The sequence below is a fragment of the Bradyrhizobium zhengyangense genome, from assembly GCF_022012555.1.
Lineage (GTDB): Bacteria > Pseudomonadota > Alphaproteobacteria > Rhizobiales > Xanthobacteraceae > Bradyrhizobium > Bradyrhizobium zhengyangense.
On the sequence record NZ_JAKLTZ010000008.1, the window covers coordinates 167,277 to 181,555 of the forward strand.

Consider the following 14,279-nt stretch of genomic DNA (forward strand, 5'->3'; position numbering starts at 1 on the left):
CACCATGCCCGTCTGTCATCGGGCCCGGCTTCGAAGTTCGCCAGATTTGCGAGCTTTTACTGCCGTTTACATGCGGTTCACTGGCCATTAACGCGCCCCGCGAAACCACCGTCGGCCTGGAATGACTACCGCCTGCGCAAGACCCGTGCACAATGCGGCCGTGCCACGTGGACCTTTGCAGAAGGACAACGCCGTGATGGGTGCCCGCCTTGCGATCCTGCTTGCGACGTTCGTCTGCATGGCGGCCTCGCCCGCATGGTCCGACGATATCACGGAGACGCCTGTGTCGTTTCCCGTCACCATCGGGGCGAATACGGTTCGTCTGGAGGGGCTCGTCGTGAAAGGGTCCGACGCCCAGGGCCGGTTACCGATCGCCCTCTTTACCAACGGCGGCGCAGCAACCGCGACGGCCGGAGCGACCGTGACCACGGCAACCTACGCACATAACGCGCGGGACATGGCGCGACGTGGGTGGCTGGCGGTCGTCTTGATAAGGCGCGGCTTTGGCAGCTCCGAAGGCCCGAAACCGACACCGGTCGCGTGCCAGCCAGCTTCATTCGACGCATGGGCGACCACGGCGGCGGACGATCTGCAGTCAACCATCGGTGACATTTCGCAACGGCCCGACGCCGACGCTAGCAGAGTGATTGTAATCGGATCCGAAATAGCGGGCGTCGCGGCCGTGGCGCTGTCCGCGCGCAACCCGCGCGGACTCCTTGGAGTCGTTTCAATCTCGGGCGGGCTTCAGTCTGAATCGAACTGCCCGATGAATGACGTCCTGATCGACGGATACAGGAAATTCGGGAGCACGAGCCGCGTACCGAACCTCTGGATCTATTCCAAGAGCGACAAGATATTCGGCCCCGATCTTGCCGAGCGTTTGCACACCGCATTTCTCGACGCCGGCGGCGATGTCAAATTCGTCATGTTCTTCCACGACGGCGACGTGGGCACCCCCATCTTCGGCCAGGCGACCCGGGCCTGGTATGTGCAAATGGATGGCTTCCTGCGGGCAAGAAACCTGCCGACCTGGGGAATGACGGACGTGAAGGATGTGATCGACAGACTGAAAATTACGGACAGGATCGAACGAGAGAATCTTCAAGGGTTTCTCGTGCAATATTATTCGGCACCGGGCGAAAAGGCGCTCGCCTTCTCGCCTACCTTGCAAGCGGCATGGGTCCGTCCCCAAAACAAGCTCGGCGCTGAGCCGCGCCTGCCGGTGACCTATCAAATCAGCTCCAAAAGCCTGGACGACGCTCGCAGCGGCGCCCTGGCGACTTGCCAGAAAGCCGCACAGGACTGCGCCATCGTCATGGAGAACTTTCATTGGATCGGGGAAGAACGATGATTGGCGAGCGAAAGTCCGAGCGGGCCGCAACATCGCAGCTCTGCGCCAAGGCAATTACCGTAGCGATCGCCCTGTCGATCGGGATGGTGACATCGGCGATATCAGGTGACCTGGTTCAGGAACGGCAATATCTGCGCGTCAATATCGGAGGCAAGGACGTCCGTCTGGAAGCGCTGTTTGTCAAACGCGCCGATGCCAGGGGACGATTGCCGATTGTCTTCTTCAATCACGGCAGGCCCGCCTATCGTGAAATGACGTTGGATCATAGTCTCACCGTCAACGATCCCAGCATCAATCTGTTGGCTGACATGGCACGGCGCGGCTGGCTCGCCGTGGCGATCCATCGGCGCGGGTACGGACTATCCGACGGTCCGGCCCAGGCGGATTGGTCATGTGCAGCGGATGCATTCATGGCGTGGATGAATGCGGACGCCGACGATATCGAAGCATCAATCGGAGTCGTCGCGAAGCGGCCAGATGCCGATCCAACAAGAATGATTGCGGTGGGTGGATCGGCAGGCGGCGCAGCCTCCGTCGCGCTGGGCGCGCGGAACCTTCCGGGTCTCGCGGCCGTCGTCAACATCGCCGGCGGCGAGCATTGGGCCGGCTGCGCGGCCGTGCGCGAATCCATTCCCGTCGATTTCAGGAACCTCGGCGCGCGCAGCCACACTCCTAATCTCTGGCTGTTTGCGAAGAATGATCTCAATCATCCGCCCGATCAGATCGAGGTCATGCGGTCGTCATTTGCTGGAGCCGGAGCTGATCTCAAGCTCGTACTGCTCGAGCCGATCGGCGAGGACGGGCATACCGGGATGTATTCGATCGTCGGTCGAACGCAATGGCTGGTGGAGCTCGACAGTTTTCTCAGGGCGCACAATCTTCCGACCTGGCCGATCTCCAACGTGGACGTCGTGCTGCAGAAACTGCAGTGGCCGCAGTCGTTGCGCGCCTATGTACAGGCCTATCTAGCCGCTCCAGGCGAAAAGGCCTTGGCGCGAACGCCCGGAAAACAGAATGCCTCATACCAGAGCGCGCTCACTCTCGACGACGCGCGCAAGCTCGCCCTGGACGCCTGTCAACGAAAGGGCGAGCCTTGCGTGATCGTGATGGAAGACGATCGCTGGACTGGATCGCTATGAGCAAGACCCCACCAGTCGAGGTTAGAAAGGTCACTTCTTCTTCCTGGGGGGAGGCGGGTACATTCTCGGGTGCGCCGATGTAATCGGATGATAGTGCGTATAGACCTGTTCGTTGCGGGCGCCGAAAACCTGCGAGGGGAACGCGGACGCCGGGCTGACGGCAGAACTCATCGCTGCAATTGCAAGTGCGATCGTCAAGAGGATGGAAGCGCGGAACATGACTGTCTCCTGTTAATATGAGGTGATTGAGCATGGCGGATGTGAGCATTGGCATTTGCGGCCCAACACCTGCCATGGCCTTAGCGGTCGCCGCCGGGCCGGGGCGGCATCAGGCAGTTGTGAGTCTCGCAATACTGCGGAGCCACTTTCAGCTGGCGTGGCGGCAGCGGCAACTGCTGGCCCTGAACCTCGACCGGGTGCAGCATCGTGCCTGCGTGCGGAAATGCCGACGCCGGAGCGACAGAGCCAAGCGACGCAACACCGAGTGCGATCGCCAGCAAACATTGAGTGCGCAACATGATGACCTCCTGGGGTACGGAATGGATGAGCATCCGGGCTCGCGACCGGTCTGCACGGGATGTGAATGTTCACACCTGCACATCAGTCACTCGGCCACCGCCCAAGTTCAGGGTATTGCGCAGCGTTTGCGGCCGTTTACATCGCGTTTTCAGCCTGTTTACAGGACATCTGTGCCGCCACCCCAGAGGCCGTGATGATCCCAACGCATTCGCTTCACCTGAACCGGTTCGCCGCCGTCACCGCCGTGGCCATCCTGTGGTGTGCCATTTCGCCGCTTCCCTTTGAAGGAACACTCATGGCGTTTGCACAGAATGACGCTTCCCGGCCGACGGAAGCTCCGCTGCGAAAAATCATCGCGGATTTGCAGCAGGGAGCTCCCGATACCGGCAGCATGGAGCCGGAGCTGGGCTCTGCCGTGCAGGCGCAGGCCGCGGCGATCGCGGGATTGCTCCAATCGCTCGGCCGCGTTCAGCAGCTCGAATTCACGGGCACCGAGAACGGCACTGATGTCTACAAGGTGACGTTCGAACGCGGCGCCGCCAGCTGGCGGATCCTCATGGCGCCGACCGGCAAGATCGCGGGCCTGCTGTTCAAACCAGTCGCGGCTCCCGAAACCAGGGGCGACGACGTTGCCATGGACGGCCTGTCGGGGACGTTGCTCAAGCCCAGGGATGTCGAGCACCCGCCGGTCGTGCTGCTCATCGGCGGCTCCGGCCCGACCGACCGGAACGGCAACCAGGGCGGCACGGGTCCCGGCGAACTACGGCAGCTTGCCGAACAGCTCGCCGAAAAGGGCATCGCGTCGCTGCGCTACGACAAGCGCGCCGTCGGACGCAGTGCCGTCGCCGGCCTTCGCGAGGAAGATTTTGTGCTCAACTCCTTCGTCGACGATGCCGTCACCTGGCTTGATTGGCTGCGACGGCGCCCCGATCTCGGACCCCGCATCATCGCCGGGCACAGCGAAGGCGGCGTGATCGCCCTGCTCGCTGCCAAACGCACCTCTGTTGCCGGCATCGTACTGCTCGCCACGCCCGGCAGGAAGCTCGGCGACGTCATCCGGGAGCAGTTGCAGGGATTTAGGATGGATGCTGCGCTCCAGAGCGAGGCGTCGACTATTTTGGCCACACTCGAGCGAGGTGAGTTGGTCCCCAACGTGAGCCCGGCTCTGCACGCAATGTTCAGGCCGAGCATACAGCGCTACATGATTTCCGAACTGGCGATCGACCCGGTGACAGAGATCAAAACTCTGACCTTGCCGGTGATGATCGTCTCCGGCGGGCACGATCTTCAGATCAGCTCCGCGGACGCCGACGCGCTATCCGCCGAACGCCCCGACGCGATTTGTCTCACCATTTCTGGTATGAATCACGTGCTGAAGATGGCGCCAGCGGATCGCGCAAGCCAGCAGGACGCATATTCGAACCCGAATCTCCCGCTCGCTCCCGGCCTCAGCGATGCAATTGCGAACTTCGTTCAGCAATCGGCGCGCTGATTAGCCAAGGTTTGAATCCAGGTGACGGACATGAACAGCATAGGCAGCGCTGCCAGCATGCAAATGGAGGAAACATGAGGCGATTTGTGGTGTTCGCAGTCCTGTTTCCGCCGCTCGCATTCATCGTTGCGTTCTGGGGAATGCTGCAAATCCTGAACTGGGCATTGGGCGAGAAAGGCACGGCAGACTATGGTCAATTGGTGCTCCTGCCGCTGGCCTATATGCTCGCACTGCTGCCGGCGCTGCTGACAGCCGTGGTGGACGATGTCCTGGCAAGGAGAAATATAAGGTATCGCATCCTTTGGACGGCGTTCGCCGGGTATGTGTTCATCTTCACGCCGCTGTTGGCGGCGCTGCTGACCGGCTCAATTCACGGGCCCTACCTCTTTCTGTTTGGAATCATCGGCGCGGTGCCCGCGGCCATCTGCTCATGGCTGACAGGAAGAACAACACCCGTGCCACGCGGCACGACGTCCTAGTGCCCGGCGGCGTTGACGATCGCAATCGCGCGCGACATCGCATCGGCCTTGGCCGCGACATTACCGGGTACGGACTGACGCTTCTCGCCGGGATCGTCAAAATCATGGGTCGCTCCGGGATATAGCAGCGCATCGACCGGCGTGCCGGCAGCGCGCGAACGCTCGGCCACATGCTGGCAGATCTCCGGCGAGACCTCTTCATCATCCGTCCCGAGGAACATCGTGATGGGTGTCGTTGTCAGGACGGTCGAGTCAAGCAAAGCTTCCTTTCCACAGCCGGGATAAAAGGCCAACGCGGCACGAAAGCCTGTCTGTTTGCCCTGCCGGATCATCACGTTCAGTGTCGTGCTGCCGCCATTGGACCAGCCTTGCAGAAAGACGCGGTTCTGGACGACGTCGCCACGCGCAAGCAGGTAAGTAAGCGCGCCCTCGGCATCGAACGGCCGCACCGTCAACTCGTTGACGCTATCGCGGTCCGGATCGTGGTGGGTGAACCGGCCAAAGCCGTGCGCCTTGCCGCGCGGGCCGAAACTGTCGGGCAGGAGCGCGAAATAGCCGCGCTCCGCCCAAAACTGCCCCCACATCTGATGCCGCATCGACAGGGTCGCCGCGTTGCAGGGGGACTGGACGGTTCGTCCGACAAACGTGCACCCGGCGTTGTCGTTTGCGGAGTAAGGTCCAGCGCGGCCATGTAGCATTACGACGGCCGGATGTGGCCCGCGGGTTGCTGGCTTGAACAGGTAGGCAACGATTTCGGCCTGGCCGTCGGCGCTCTTGAAGTAAACGGTTTCGGGAACGGCCGCAGCCGCCGACACCGCGAGCCACTGCGCCAGCACGCTGCCAAGGATCCAACGCCCGAGTGCGATCATGACGCCTGCTCTCTCACTTCGCTTCCACGCGCATCGCGGGGTCGCGGCCATTTCCGAGGTGCCGCCTCTGCAGCCAGCTTAATCGAAGATGTCCGCATGCCACAATGGAGACAACGCCCTGGAGCGTTGCCTCCACCGGATCTGCTGCTTCATTTCACTTGGCCCGTCACTTGGCTTGATTGGCCTGCGTGGTTGCGGCTTGCTTCTCCCACTCGAACGTGCCGAGACCGCAACGGAGCCAGACTTTCTGGTAGCCGAGACGGTTCATGGCGTCTTCTTCAACGTCGCGTGCGGCCGCCACTTTGCCGTCCGTCGCGAGCAACTGGATCAACTGCCTGAGCTCGGTGATCTTGCTCATGTCGGCTGCGGAAAGCTGAGCGGTGGGCAGCAGTTGGTCGATCGCCGCGCCCAACGCCGGAATGTCGGCGGCAGTCACGCAGGCCGGCGTAACAACGGGCTGCGGTTGCGCCGTCGCGGTGGAGGTTGAACCGCTTCCGGTCGCAACGCGCACCGGCGCGCTGTAGGGGACGGCAGCGGGCACGGCAACCGGCACCTGAACCGGCGCCTGCGGGACGAAGATCACGACGGGATGGTGATGCTCATCCTTGTCGTTGTCGGGGCCGGGGTTGGGGAGCCCGCGCAAGCACCGTTGCAACGCCTCGCCGGACATGGCCTCACAATGCGGAATGGGTGGCCAAGGCTTGGGCGGCCAGGGCGGGGTGACTGAGGTCTGACACAATTTCGGATTGGTTGTGCAGTTGTCCAGGGCTTTTCCGACCGAGGAGATGCCCGGCGCCGGGATCATGACCTTTTTGTTCACGGACGACATTCCAGGCGCTGCCGGGATCGTCTGGGGAGCGTCGACGACTTTTGTCGGAATATGGCTGACCACCTGGCTCTCCTGCGGCTTGGTCAATACCGGCGCCGTCGAAGGGAGCTTCAGAGGAAAAGCCGCCGCCGGGACGGTGGCAGAGCAGATCGCAGTCGCGCTGAGGGCAATCGCGAGGAAGGTTGAAGTGCGTAACATGACTGTCTCCTGTGTTTGATGAACATCCAGGGCTCACGGCCCGTTGGGATGCGGTGTGACCATTCACACCTGCCCATCTGTCGTTGCGCCACGCCTGGCGTTCAGGAGATTTACGAGCGTTTACAGTCATTTACACCGAGTTTACAGCTCGTTTACGGGACACGCGAGCACCGTCAGGCTTGATTGATCAGGGAGCAGCCTCGGTGCTCGCCGGACGGCATATCGCCGCAGGCGAATGGAGCGATCAGGTCGACGCGTGTCGAGGCCTTCCAGCCGAGACCGCCGTCAAGCTATGGCGGCGCGATGCATCATTTCGATGAATTCGGGAGCAAGCCGACAGGATGATGTGCCGGCAACGTCGCTGGGATACAGGATGCGACGGCGGCCTGTGGCCGGATTTTCCAGGAGCATTTTCAAGAGATTCGAGCGACGGCAGAGGCAGTGCATAACCGCACCTCACCTCTGCCGACGCTGTTTCTTGCTGTTTCGCATGAACTGACGAACCGGCCTAGTTGAACGGATTGCGCCTCACGCGCGGCCACATCGGATCCATCGCGCGTCCCACGGTCGTCCTCATATGCGGATTGTAGGCCTTGGAGACCTGAGGCGTCTTCGTAAATCCCGCCGCTGCGGGGCCGGAGGCGTAAAGAAACACGCTGAGCGCAATCGCGAGGAAACCTGACATACGTAACATGACTATCTCCTGTGGTTGGTCGTGTTGAGCATCCAGGGCTCTCAGCCTGTCTGGACGCGATGTGAGCATTCACACCATGCCCATCTGTCACGCCGCCACGCCTCGCGTTCAGGGTATCTCCAAGCGTTCACAGCCGTTTACACCGGATTTACAGCCCGTTTACGGGACAAGGCGGCGGCGTCGGACTAGATTGATCAACGAGCGATGCGGGAACCTTGCATGGATTTCGCGCTCGCAATTCAGCTAGGCTCCCCTTCGTTTGTGATCAATCATTTGAGGTGCCGTCGTGATTTCTGCTCGCCCGTTTTCCGTGAGCCGGCTCGTTGCTATCACCGCTGCTGCACTCCTTTCGATCGCGGCGTCCCCGCCGCCGATCGGCCCGCTGCCCGACCGTGTCATGTTTCCGAGCGCCGACGGCCAGACCACGCTGGTCGGTTATGTGTTCAAGCCGGAAGGCCCGCATGCGGCACGGAGCCCGGCCGTGGTCATGATGCACGGCCGCGCCGGGCCCTATTCATCTCTTGCGGACGGCAGATACGATGCAACCACGCTTTCGCAGCGGCACCAGAAATGGGGACACCTGTGGGCGCAACAGGGTTATCTCGCCATTCTCGTGGACGGGTTCGGGCCGCGCGGTTTTCCGCAAGGCTTCTCGCATCAGGACTACAAGCAGCGCCCGGAAAGCGTGAACGAAGTGATCGTGCGGCCGTACGACGCCTATGGCGCACTCGCTTATCTGCACACGCGTAACGACGTGGCGGCGGACCGCATCGCGCTACAGGGTTGGTCGAACGGCGCAAGCGCCACGCTTGCCACAATGTCATCGGCCACGCCGGCGCTCAAATCGCCCTCGCCCAGCAGCGGCTTTCGCGGCGCGCTGGCTTTTTATCCTGGTTGTGGCCTGAAGGGACATTTCAAAGCCGGCCTGATCCCGTACGCGCCGCTGCGCGTGTATGTTGGGACGGCCGATGAAGAAATATCACCGCAGGAATGCAGCGAGCTCGTCGACGTGAGTCGGGCCCAGCAAGCCAACATCACACTCAAAATATATCCCGGCGCGACGCACGATTTCGATGATCCGGGTCCAAGCCGCCAGGACATTCCCGCCAACGCCGCAGCGACCCGGGATGCGACCGCGGAGGCGATCGCATTTTTCGCGTCGCTGTTGAAGAAGTAGGTCGGTCTTCATTGTAAAGAGGCAAAGTCGCACAGTGTCCTTGAGTGTGCACAGAATCACTGACCGTACGATCCACTTCAGTCAAAGTGCCCCCACGCCGCATGGTGCGGCCTCAACTCAGGAGCACGACAATGAAAGCCTCTCGTATCATTCTATCTACCTTCGCCGCTGCGATCGCGCTTGCCACGCTGACCGCGTCCTATTCCCCCGCATCCGCCGGCGCATTCGGTCCGGACTACGGTTGGATGGGCAACAAGCAGTATATGGCCTGCCTGAAATATGTGGGCGCCTTTGGCGCCGATTATCCGGGTAGGGACAAGAACATTCAATCCTGCAAGCGTAATTACCTCTAATGAATGCGACACCTGCATCGAAGAGGCGGCGCGGAAATGGGCAGCCTCTTCGATTGTGCTGAACGTCGTCGTTCACGGCTGCTTCAAGTGGCATAGTTTCGACGTCACTTCTATTCGGAGTTAAGAGATGCGATGGCCTCACTGGCACCCAACGCGCGCTGATATTCTGAGCATCCTGTTTGCTGTGGTGTTGGTCAGTCTCTGCGCTTTCATTGCGGTACGGCTTCCGTTTCTCCGTCAGCCGACCGGCTTCGGCCCCGATTGGAATTGCCAACCCATGCCCAAAGGCGATCCGGTGTGCACCAAGCGGCTGGATCGCTGAAGGCATTCCAAGCGCACTGCCTCTTCTTCTCGCATCAAGTTTGGTTGAGCATTTCGACATGGCGCCGGAAATCGTCCGCCTGAGCCAACGGCGTCCAGCGCACGACAGCATCGGAGTATGAGCAAGCAAAAACGTCGGCTGGTTCTAAGCCGTCTCATTCCTTGGAGTGAGGCAACATCCGAATGAGAGTGCGGTCCTGGAATACCCAATGATGAATGAGCGCGGCGATCGCGTGGAACGCTGCGATAGCCACTAGCGCATGCGCTAGCAGCTCGTGCACTTCTTTCACGTTGTGGGCAAAGGCTGCATCCTTGAGCCACGGCGACGGAATGGCGACGAGACCGAGCAATGGCAATGCATTACCCCGCGCGAATTGCAGCACAATCCCTGCGACAGGCACAGCGACAAGTAGCGCGTAAAGAGTATAGTGCGCGATCGCAGCAGCAGGATCACCCCACCTTGCGAGCCATGCGCCAAATTCGTTCGCTTCCGATACAGGTGGCGGATTGATCGATCGCCATATCAGGCGAGCCACGAGCAGAATGAGAATTGCGCTTCCGGCAGCAATGTGGATGGCAAGGCCGGTCTGGCGAGATTCGCCCTTCTGCAAGACGTCGCCAAAAATGCCCAGCATCCAAGCAAGAATGACCAGAACGACCGTCAGCCAGTGCAAGGTCTGCGCTATGGCGCCGTAGTCTTTGTCTGAATTGAGCAGCTGCATATCGGAGCCTCTCATTCACAATAGACTAAACGCGAATCAATTCGTTGACGTGAATCAATCAGCTCGAGCGCAGGCGATGTGCAGCTTCACCAATCGGCACACAAATAGCGCCGCCTGCTCGAATGACCGCAGGCGGCGGCTTCCCAGCCCTTGGGAGGATAATGCAGAATCCAGCAAACCAGATGCTGCACGACCGGGGCGGCAAGCCACTTTGCTCTAGATCAAGACTCGTGCAACCATATGGCCGCAGTCTTAAACAATGCTGGTCGCTCCCCTCTGCAGCAGGGTTACGCGACATGGTCATCTTGATCTTGCGGATCAGACAAAGTCTACATGGAGGTCACAGATACCGCTCCGTCCTGCTGATGATCGTGACTTCCGGCTAGACGCTTGTCGCGGGTTGGCGCTGTGGTTTGTTTTCATCGACCACATCCCAGGCAATGTGTTCGACTGGCTGACCCTTCGCAACTACGGATTTAGCGACGCCTCCGAAGTATTCGTCTTCGTATCGGGCTATACGTGCATGGTCTCTTATGGTGGCGCACTGCGTAGCCAAGGCTGGCCAACCGTCATTGCTCGCAGCCTCAGGCGCAGCTTTGAGATCTACGCTGCTTTCCTGCTGCTCGTGATCGTCTATCTTGGGCTCGCCTGGCTAACGAGCTCCTACCTCGACGAGACCAATACGAGGCGGTTTTTCGACAATCCGGGGACGGCTCTCCTCCGTCTCCTGGCTCTTCAGTACGCCCCCGTCAACACGGACATATTGCCCACGTTCGTCTTACTGCATCTCGCATTTCCGATCGTGCTCTGGCTCATTGCCCGCAATGCGGCAATCGCGCTCGCTGCATCATTCATGCTCTATCTAATGGTGCAACTGTATAGCTGGCATTGGCCTGCCTGGCCTACCGGCGAACTCTATTTCAATCCATTTGCATGGCAGATACTTTTCGTCATCGGCGCTTGCTCCGCCGGTCCATGTGCCGAGAAGTTCGCGACTATCCTACAACGGCGCGTCACCATATCGCTTGCCGCAGCCTATGTATTGTTCAGCCTCGTAATTGCCTTGAGTTGGCGTCTGGATGCGTTCAAGTGGCTGATCCCGCAAATGATCGAGGACTGGCTCTATCCGATCTATAAGAGTCACTTGGACCCAGTTCGGATCATCCACTTCTTGGCAATCGTTGCGCTATTGACGCGCATCGTGCCCCCGGACGGCCGTCGCTCGCCGGGGCTTTGGACTACGGCACTGATCCGGTGTGGCGAAAACTCGCTACCGATCTTCTGCTTCAGCGTACTGGCTTCTTTTATGACATTCGTTATCCTGAACCGCGTGTCCGATGGGCTACCGATGCAAGCCGCGGTCACCGCGCTCGGCATCGCTCTCATGGTCGCGGTTGCCAACATTCTGACATGGGAAGCCAAGCTCGACCGGCGCGCGCCAGCGTTGTTCTAGGTGCCGGTAGTCAACCTCGATTGGCTGCAAACAGGCTTACACATACCGGCCTGGGCGGGCTCAATGTCGCTTGTTGGACCCGTTGCGTATTCAAGGGAGATGGCCCGATATCGGCAATTGACGAAACCAAGTCTCGCTCCGCTACCCGTTTGAGCCGTTGCTCCAAAAACGCGAGCGCCCGGTCGGAGGCTTTCTTAGTGCCTGCATATTCCGGATGAAAATCGAGGCCGTGCGGAGCACCGCGGTAGATCAGCTGTTGAGCCGGCCCGCCTAGCTCCGTCACCAGTCAGATGAGGTCGCCGGCGTTTATAGGGACACGGGCTGGTGCTCTGCGAGTAGGACTTTCCGTCATCCAACGTCACCTCGATGTCGATGCCACTCGTCCCCTGTCCCCGGTCACTGTTGTCGAGATTGAGACCAACAAGACCATGCCTTGATATCCGCTAGCGCGATCACACCCCAAACGGGTAGGTGTCCGGAAGCCCGACGATCTCGGCGGTATCAAGCGGAGTTATCGCCCGGGTGTCGTCAAACCAAATGTATTCGTCGAACTGTTGCGGCAGGCTGGCCCGGAAGTAGTGGCTCGCAAGTTCGGTTTCGGGTCTGTAGATCACGCCAATGGCTCGCTCGAGCCGTTCCTTGCCAAGCCCTCTTGCGCCACAGAGATCGCCGCAACCGCGCAAGCCCAGCATGAAGCGCGGAAGCCCCACCGCGTGACATAGCCGTTCATAGCTGTTGGACAGCGACGGGCGAACGGTCTTGACCTCCATCGGACCGCCCCAATCGGACGCTGCGGCGACCGTGCCGCTGTGGGTGCCGAAGCCAACCAGATAGGCCTGGTCGCCAAACGCCGTGCGGCAGTGCTGCCCGATATTGTGCTCGCCGCGAGCCGCCATCTCAGTCGCCGCGGCATTACCGACGTGCGAGTTGTGCGCCCAGATTACAGCCTTGCTGTCCGGCCCATGGAATGCCAACAGGTTCTTGAGGGTGTCGAACATATGACTGTCGCGCAGGTTCCATGACGCGCGAGAGCCGTAGTACATGATCCGGTAATAGCGTTCGGCGTTGGCTACCAGGCGCGCATTCTGCTCGGCATCGAGAAAGCGCTCGCCATCGTGCTCGGCATAGGCCCGGCGCTTTGCCAGCAGATCAGCGAGTGCGCGTGCTACGTCGGATTCGCAGGTCGGATAGGATCCGGTCAGCGCTGCATGGCCGTACGTGGCGGGATCGCGCTGCCACGGAGTCAGGCAACCATACCGCTCGCGGGCGACGCGCGCCGAGGTGGGATCGACTTCATCGAGGTAGTCGAGAACCGACCGAATTGAATCGTAGAGGCTGTAGAGATCGAGACCGCGAAACGCGACGCGCTCACTCTTCTCCACCGTGCCATTATGCTTGCGCAACCAGATGACGAAATCGCGCACCTCGGTGTTCCGCCACATCCATGTCGGAAACCGCGCGAACGCAGTCCACTCCGAGGGCGGATACTCGAAATGCCGCACGTAGTGATCGACCCTGGCGGCATCCGGCCAATCCGCCTCGATCGCCACGAGGCGAAAACCCTTCTTGACGATCAGATCGCGGGTGATGCGCTCGCGCATCCGGTAGAACTCCGAGGTACCATGGGTTGCCTCGCCGAGCAGCACGATGCGCGCCGACCCGATACGTTCCAGTAGTGGGCTGAGATCGGCCGCTTCGATGGATGGAAACGATTCTGCGGCGTCGGCGAGATTACGGACAAGCGTTTCCTCTTCCGGAGCGACCGGCCGAAGCGCTCGTCGTACGGGAACGCTAGTCTCGCCTTTTGCGGTCGCCCACCCCTCTTCTCCGATCAATGGAACGAAGCGGACATCGGCAATGTCTTCGCTTCGATACTCATCCTTCGAAACGCGGACGATGCATACCAATTCCTGAGCCTGCTGATCGGTGCCAACTGGCATTACCAGCCTGCCACCGACCTTCAACTGCTCCTTGAGCGCTTTTGGAACCTGCGGACCGCCGGCGGCCACCACGATGGCGTCGTAGGGCGCATGTTCGGGCCAGCCTTTGGTGCCGTCTCCATGCAGGACGTGGACGTTATCGTAACCGAATTCGGCAAGTGCGACCGCCGCCTTTTCGGCGAGGGCACCGAGGCGTTCGACCGTGTAGACATGGGCCGCAATCTCCGACAGCACCGCAGCGGCGTAACCTGAGCCGGCGCCGATCTCGAGCACCTTCTCGCCGCCCTTGAGCACGAGCGCTTCCGCCATGAAAGCGACGATGTAGGGCTGAGAAATGGTCTGCCCCCCGGCGATCGGAAGCGGCGAATCCTCATAGGCAAATTCACGAAGCTGCTCTGGCAAGAACAGCTCGCGCGGCACCTTTCCCATTGCCTCGAGAACCAGCTCGTCACGCACACCGCGCGCAGCGATATTGTGCCTGACCATCTCTGCCCGGAGCGCGGGAAACGACTTAAGCTTATCAGAGCGATCCGGATTTGGCGCTAACGATCCCATCACGATGGCTCCTGCATCTCGCTTGCGTTGAGTGCGCCTGCAAACGTCTCGCTATTTTGCAATAGTGCCGTCGACCGTCGCCCATATGTCCCGCTAACCGGTCGAACGAATGAAAACGAGCCAAACGCACGACTGCCACTGAACTCGGACTGGCGCCGCTCAACAAGGCGGCGGCAACGATCACAGTT

The 14,279-nt window shown here is 60.6% G+C and carries 14 protein-coding genes; 7 read left to right on the forward strand and 7 right to left on the reverse strand.

Annotated elements, in window-relative coordinates:
* The first annotated feature begins 175 nt into the window (after window positions 1–175).
* Together L6639_RS27780 and L6639_RS27785 are read left to right on the forward strand one after the other, a co-directional pair.
* Complete coding sequence (locus L6639_RS27780; RefSeq protein WP_237864809.1) at window positions 176–1,351, forward strand: alpha/beta hydrolase family protein; 1,176 nt, start codon at window positions 176–178, stop codon at window positions 1,349–1,351.
* Window positions 1,348–2,490: a dienelactone hydrolase family protein gene (locus tag L6639_RS27785; RefSeq protein WP_237864810.1), complete on the forward strand. Its 1,143-nt coding sequence runs from the start codon at window positions 1,348–1,350 to the stop codon at window positions 2,488–2,490. Before L6639_RS27780 ends, L6639_RS27785 begins: the two co-directional genes overlap by 4 nt.
* 30 nt (window positions 2,491–2,520) lie before the next feature.
* Here the strand turns inward: L6639_RS27785 and L6639_RS27790 are convergent, their stop codons facing one another.
* The gene (locus tag L6639_RS27790) at window positions 2,521–2,709 is read right to left on the reverse strand and encodes a hypothetical protein (RefSeq protein ID WP_237864811.1); all 189 of its coding nucleotides are present in this window, start codon (window positions 2,707–2,709) and stop codon (window positions 2,521–2,523) included.
* Window positions 2,710–2,789: 80 nt separating this feature from the next.
* A complete protein-coding gene (locus L6639_RS27795) occupies window positions 2,790–3,008 on the reverse strand; it encodes a hypothetical protein (RefSeq protein WP_237864812.1) in 219 nt (72 codons plus the stop codon).
* 296 nt (window positions 3,009–3,304) lie between these two features.
* On the opposite strand from L6639_RS27795, the gene L6639_RS27800 reads away from it, so the two are divergent.
* Window positions 3,305–4,501 carry an alpha/beta hydrolase family protein gene (locus tag L6639_RS27800; protein WP_237864813.1) on the forward strand — a complete coding sequence of 399 codons (1,197 nt, stop codon included), beginning with the start codon at window positions 3,305–3,307 and terminating at the stop codon, window positions 4,499–4,501.
* A gap of 74 nt (window positions 4,502–4,575) precedes the next feature.
* On the forward strand, window positions 4,576–4,980 hold the full coding sequence (locus tag L6639_RS27805; RefSeq protein WP_237864814.1) for a DUF5413 family protein: 405 nt from the start codon (window positions 4,576–4,578) through the stop codon (window positions 4,978–4,980).
* On the opposite strand, the gene L6639_RS27810 is transcribed toward L6639_RS27805, so the two are convergent.
* The 3 genes from L6639_RS27810 to L6639_RS27820 all read right to left on the reverse strand — a co-directional run bounded on the left by L6639_RS27810 (window position 4,977) and on the right by L6639_RS27820 (window position 7,570).
* Window positions 4,977–5,849, reverse strand: a complete 873-nt coding sequence (locus tag L6639_RS27810) for a dienelactone hydrolase family protein (RefSeq protein ID WP_237864815.1) — start codon at window positions 5,847–5,849, stop codon at window positions 4,977–4,979. The two genes, L6639_RS27805 and L6639_RS27810, sit on opposite strands and share 4 nt — an antisense overlap.
* Before the next feature lie 166 nt (window positions 5,850–6,015).
* Window positions 6,016–6,876 carry a hypothetical protein gene (locus tag L6639_RS27815; RefSeq protein WP_237864816.1) on the reverse strand — a complete coding sequence of 287 codons (861 nt, stop codon included), beginning with the start codon at window positions 6,874–6,876 and terminating at the stop codon, window positions 6,016–6,018.
* A 508-nt stretch (window positions 6,877–7,384) separates the two neighbouring features.
* Window positions 7,385–7,570 carry a hypothetical protein gene (locus tag L6639_RS27820; RefSeq protein WP_237864817.1) on the reverse strand — a complete coding sequence of 62 codons (186 nt, stop codon included), beginning with the start codon at window positions 7,568–7,570 and terminating at the stop codon, window positions 7,385–7,387.
* A 397-nt stretch (window positions 7,571–7,967) separates the two neighbouring features.
* Here L6639_RS27820 and L6639_RS27825 point away from each other — a divergent pair, with 397 nt between their 5' ends.
* Together L6639_RS27825 and L6639_RS27830 are read left to right on the forward strand one after the other, a co-directional pair.
* Entirely contained in the window at window positions 7,968–8,747 is a 780-nt protein-coding gene (locus L6639_RS27825) for a dienelactone hydrolase family protein (RefSeq protein WP_237864818.1), read from the forward strand.
* 131 nt (window positions 8,748–8,878) lie between these two features.
* The gene (locus tag L6639_RS27830) at window positions 8,879–9,100 is read left to right on the forward strand and encodes a hypothetical protein (protein ID WP_237864819.1); all 222 of its coding nucleotides are present in this window, start codon (window positions 8,879–8,881) and stop codon (window positions 9,098–9,100) included.
* A gap of 476 nt (window positions 9,101–9,576) precedes the next feature.
* Here the strand turns inward: L6639_RS27830 and L6639_RS27835 are convergent, their stop codons facing one another.
* Entirely contained in the window at window positions 9,577–10,143 is a 567-nt protein-coding gene (locus tag L6639_RS27835; RefSeq protein WP_237864820.1) for a cytochrome b, read from the reverse strand.
* A gap of 346 nt (window positions 10,144–10,489) precedes the next feature.
* Here L6639_RS27835 and L6639_RS27840 point away from each other — a divergent pair, with 346 nt between their 5' ends.
* Window positions 10,490–11,596, forward strand: a complete 1,107-nt coding sequence (locus tag L6639_RS27840) for an OpgC domain-containing protein (protein ID WP_271607233.1) — start codon at window positions 10,490–10,492, stop codon at window positions 11,594–11,596.
* 452 nt (window positions 11,597–12,048) lie between these two features.
* On the opposite strand, the gene L6639_RS27845 is transcribed toward L6639_RS27840, so the two are convergent.
* Window positions 12,049–14,091 (reverse strand): protein-L-isoaspartate(D-aspartate) O-methyltransferase, encoded by a 2,043-nt coding sequence (locus L6639_RS27845; RefSeq protein WP_237864822.1) that lies wholly within the window; start codon window positions 14,089–14,091, stop codon window positions 12,049–12,051.
* Window positions 14,092–14,279 lie beyond the last annotated feature (188 nt).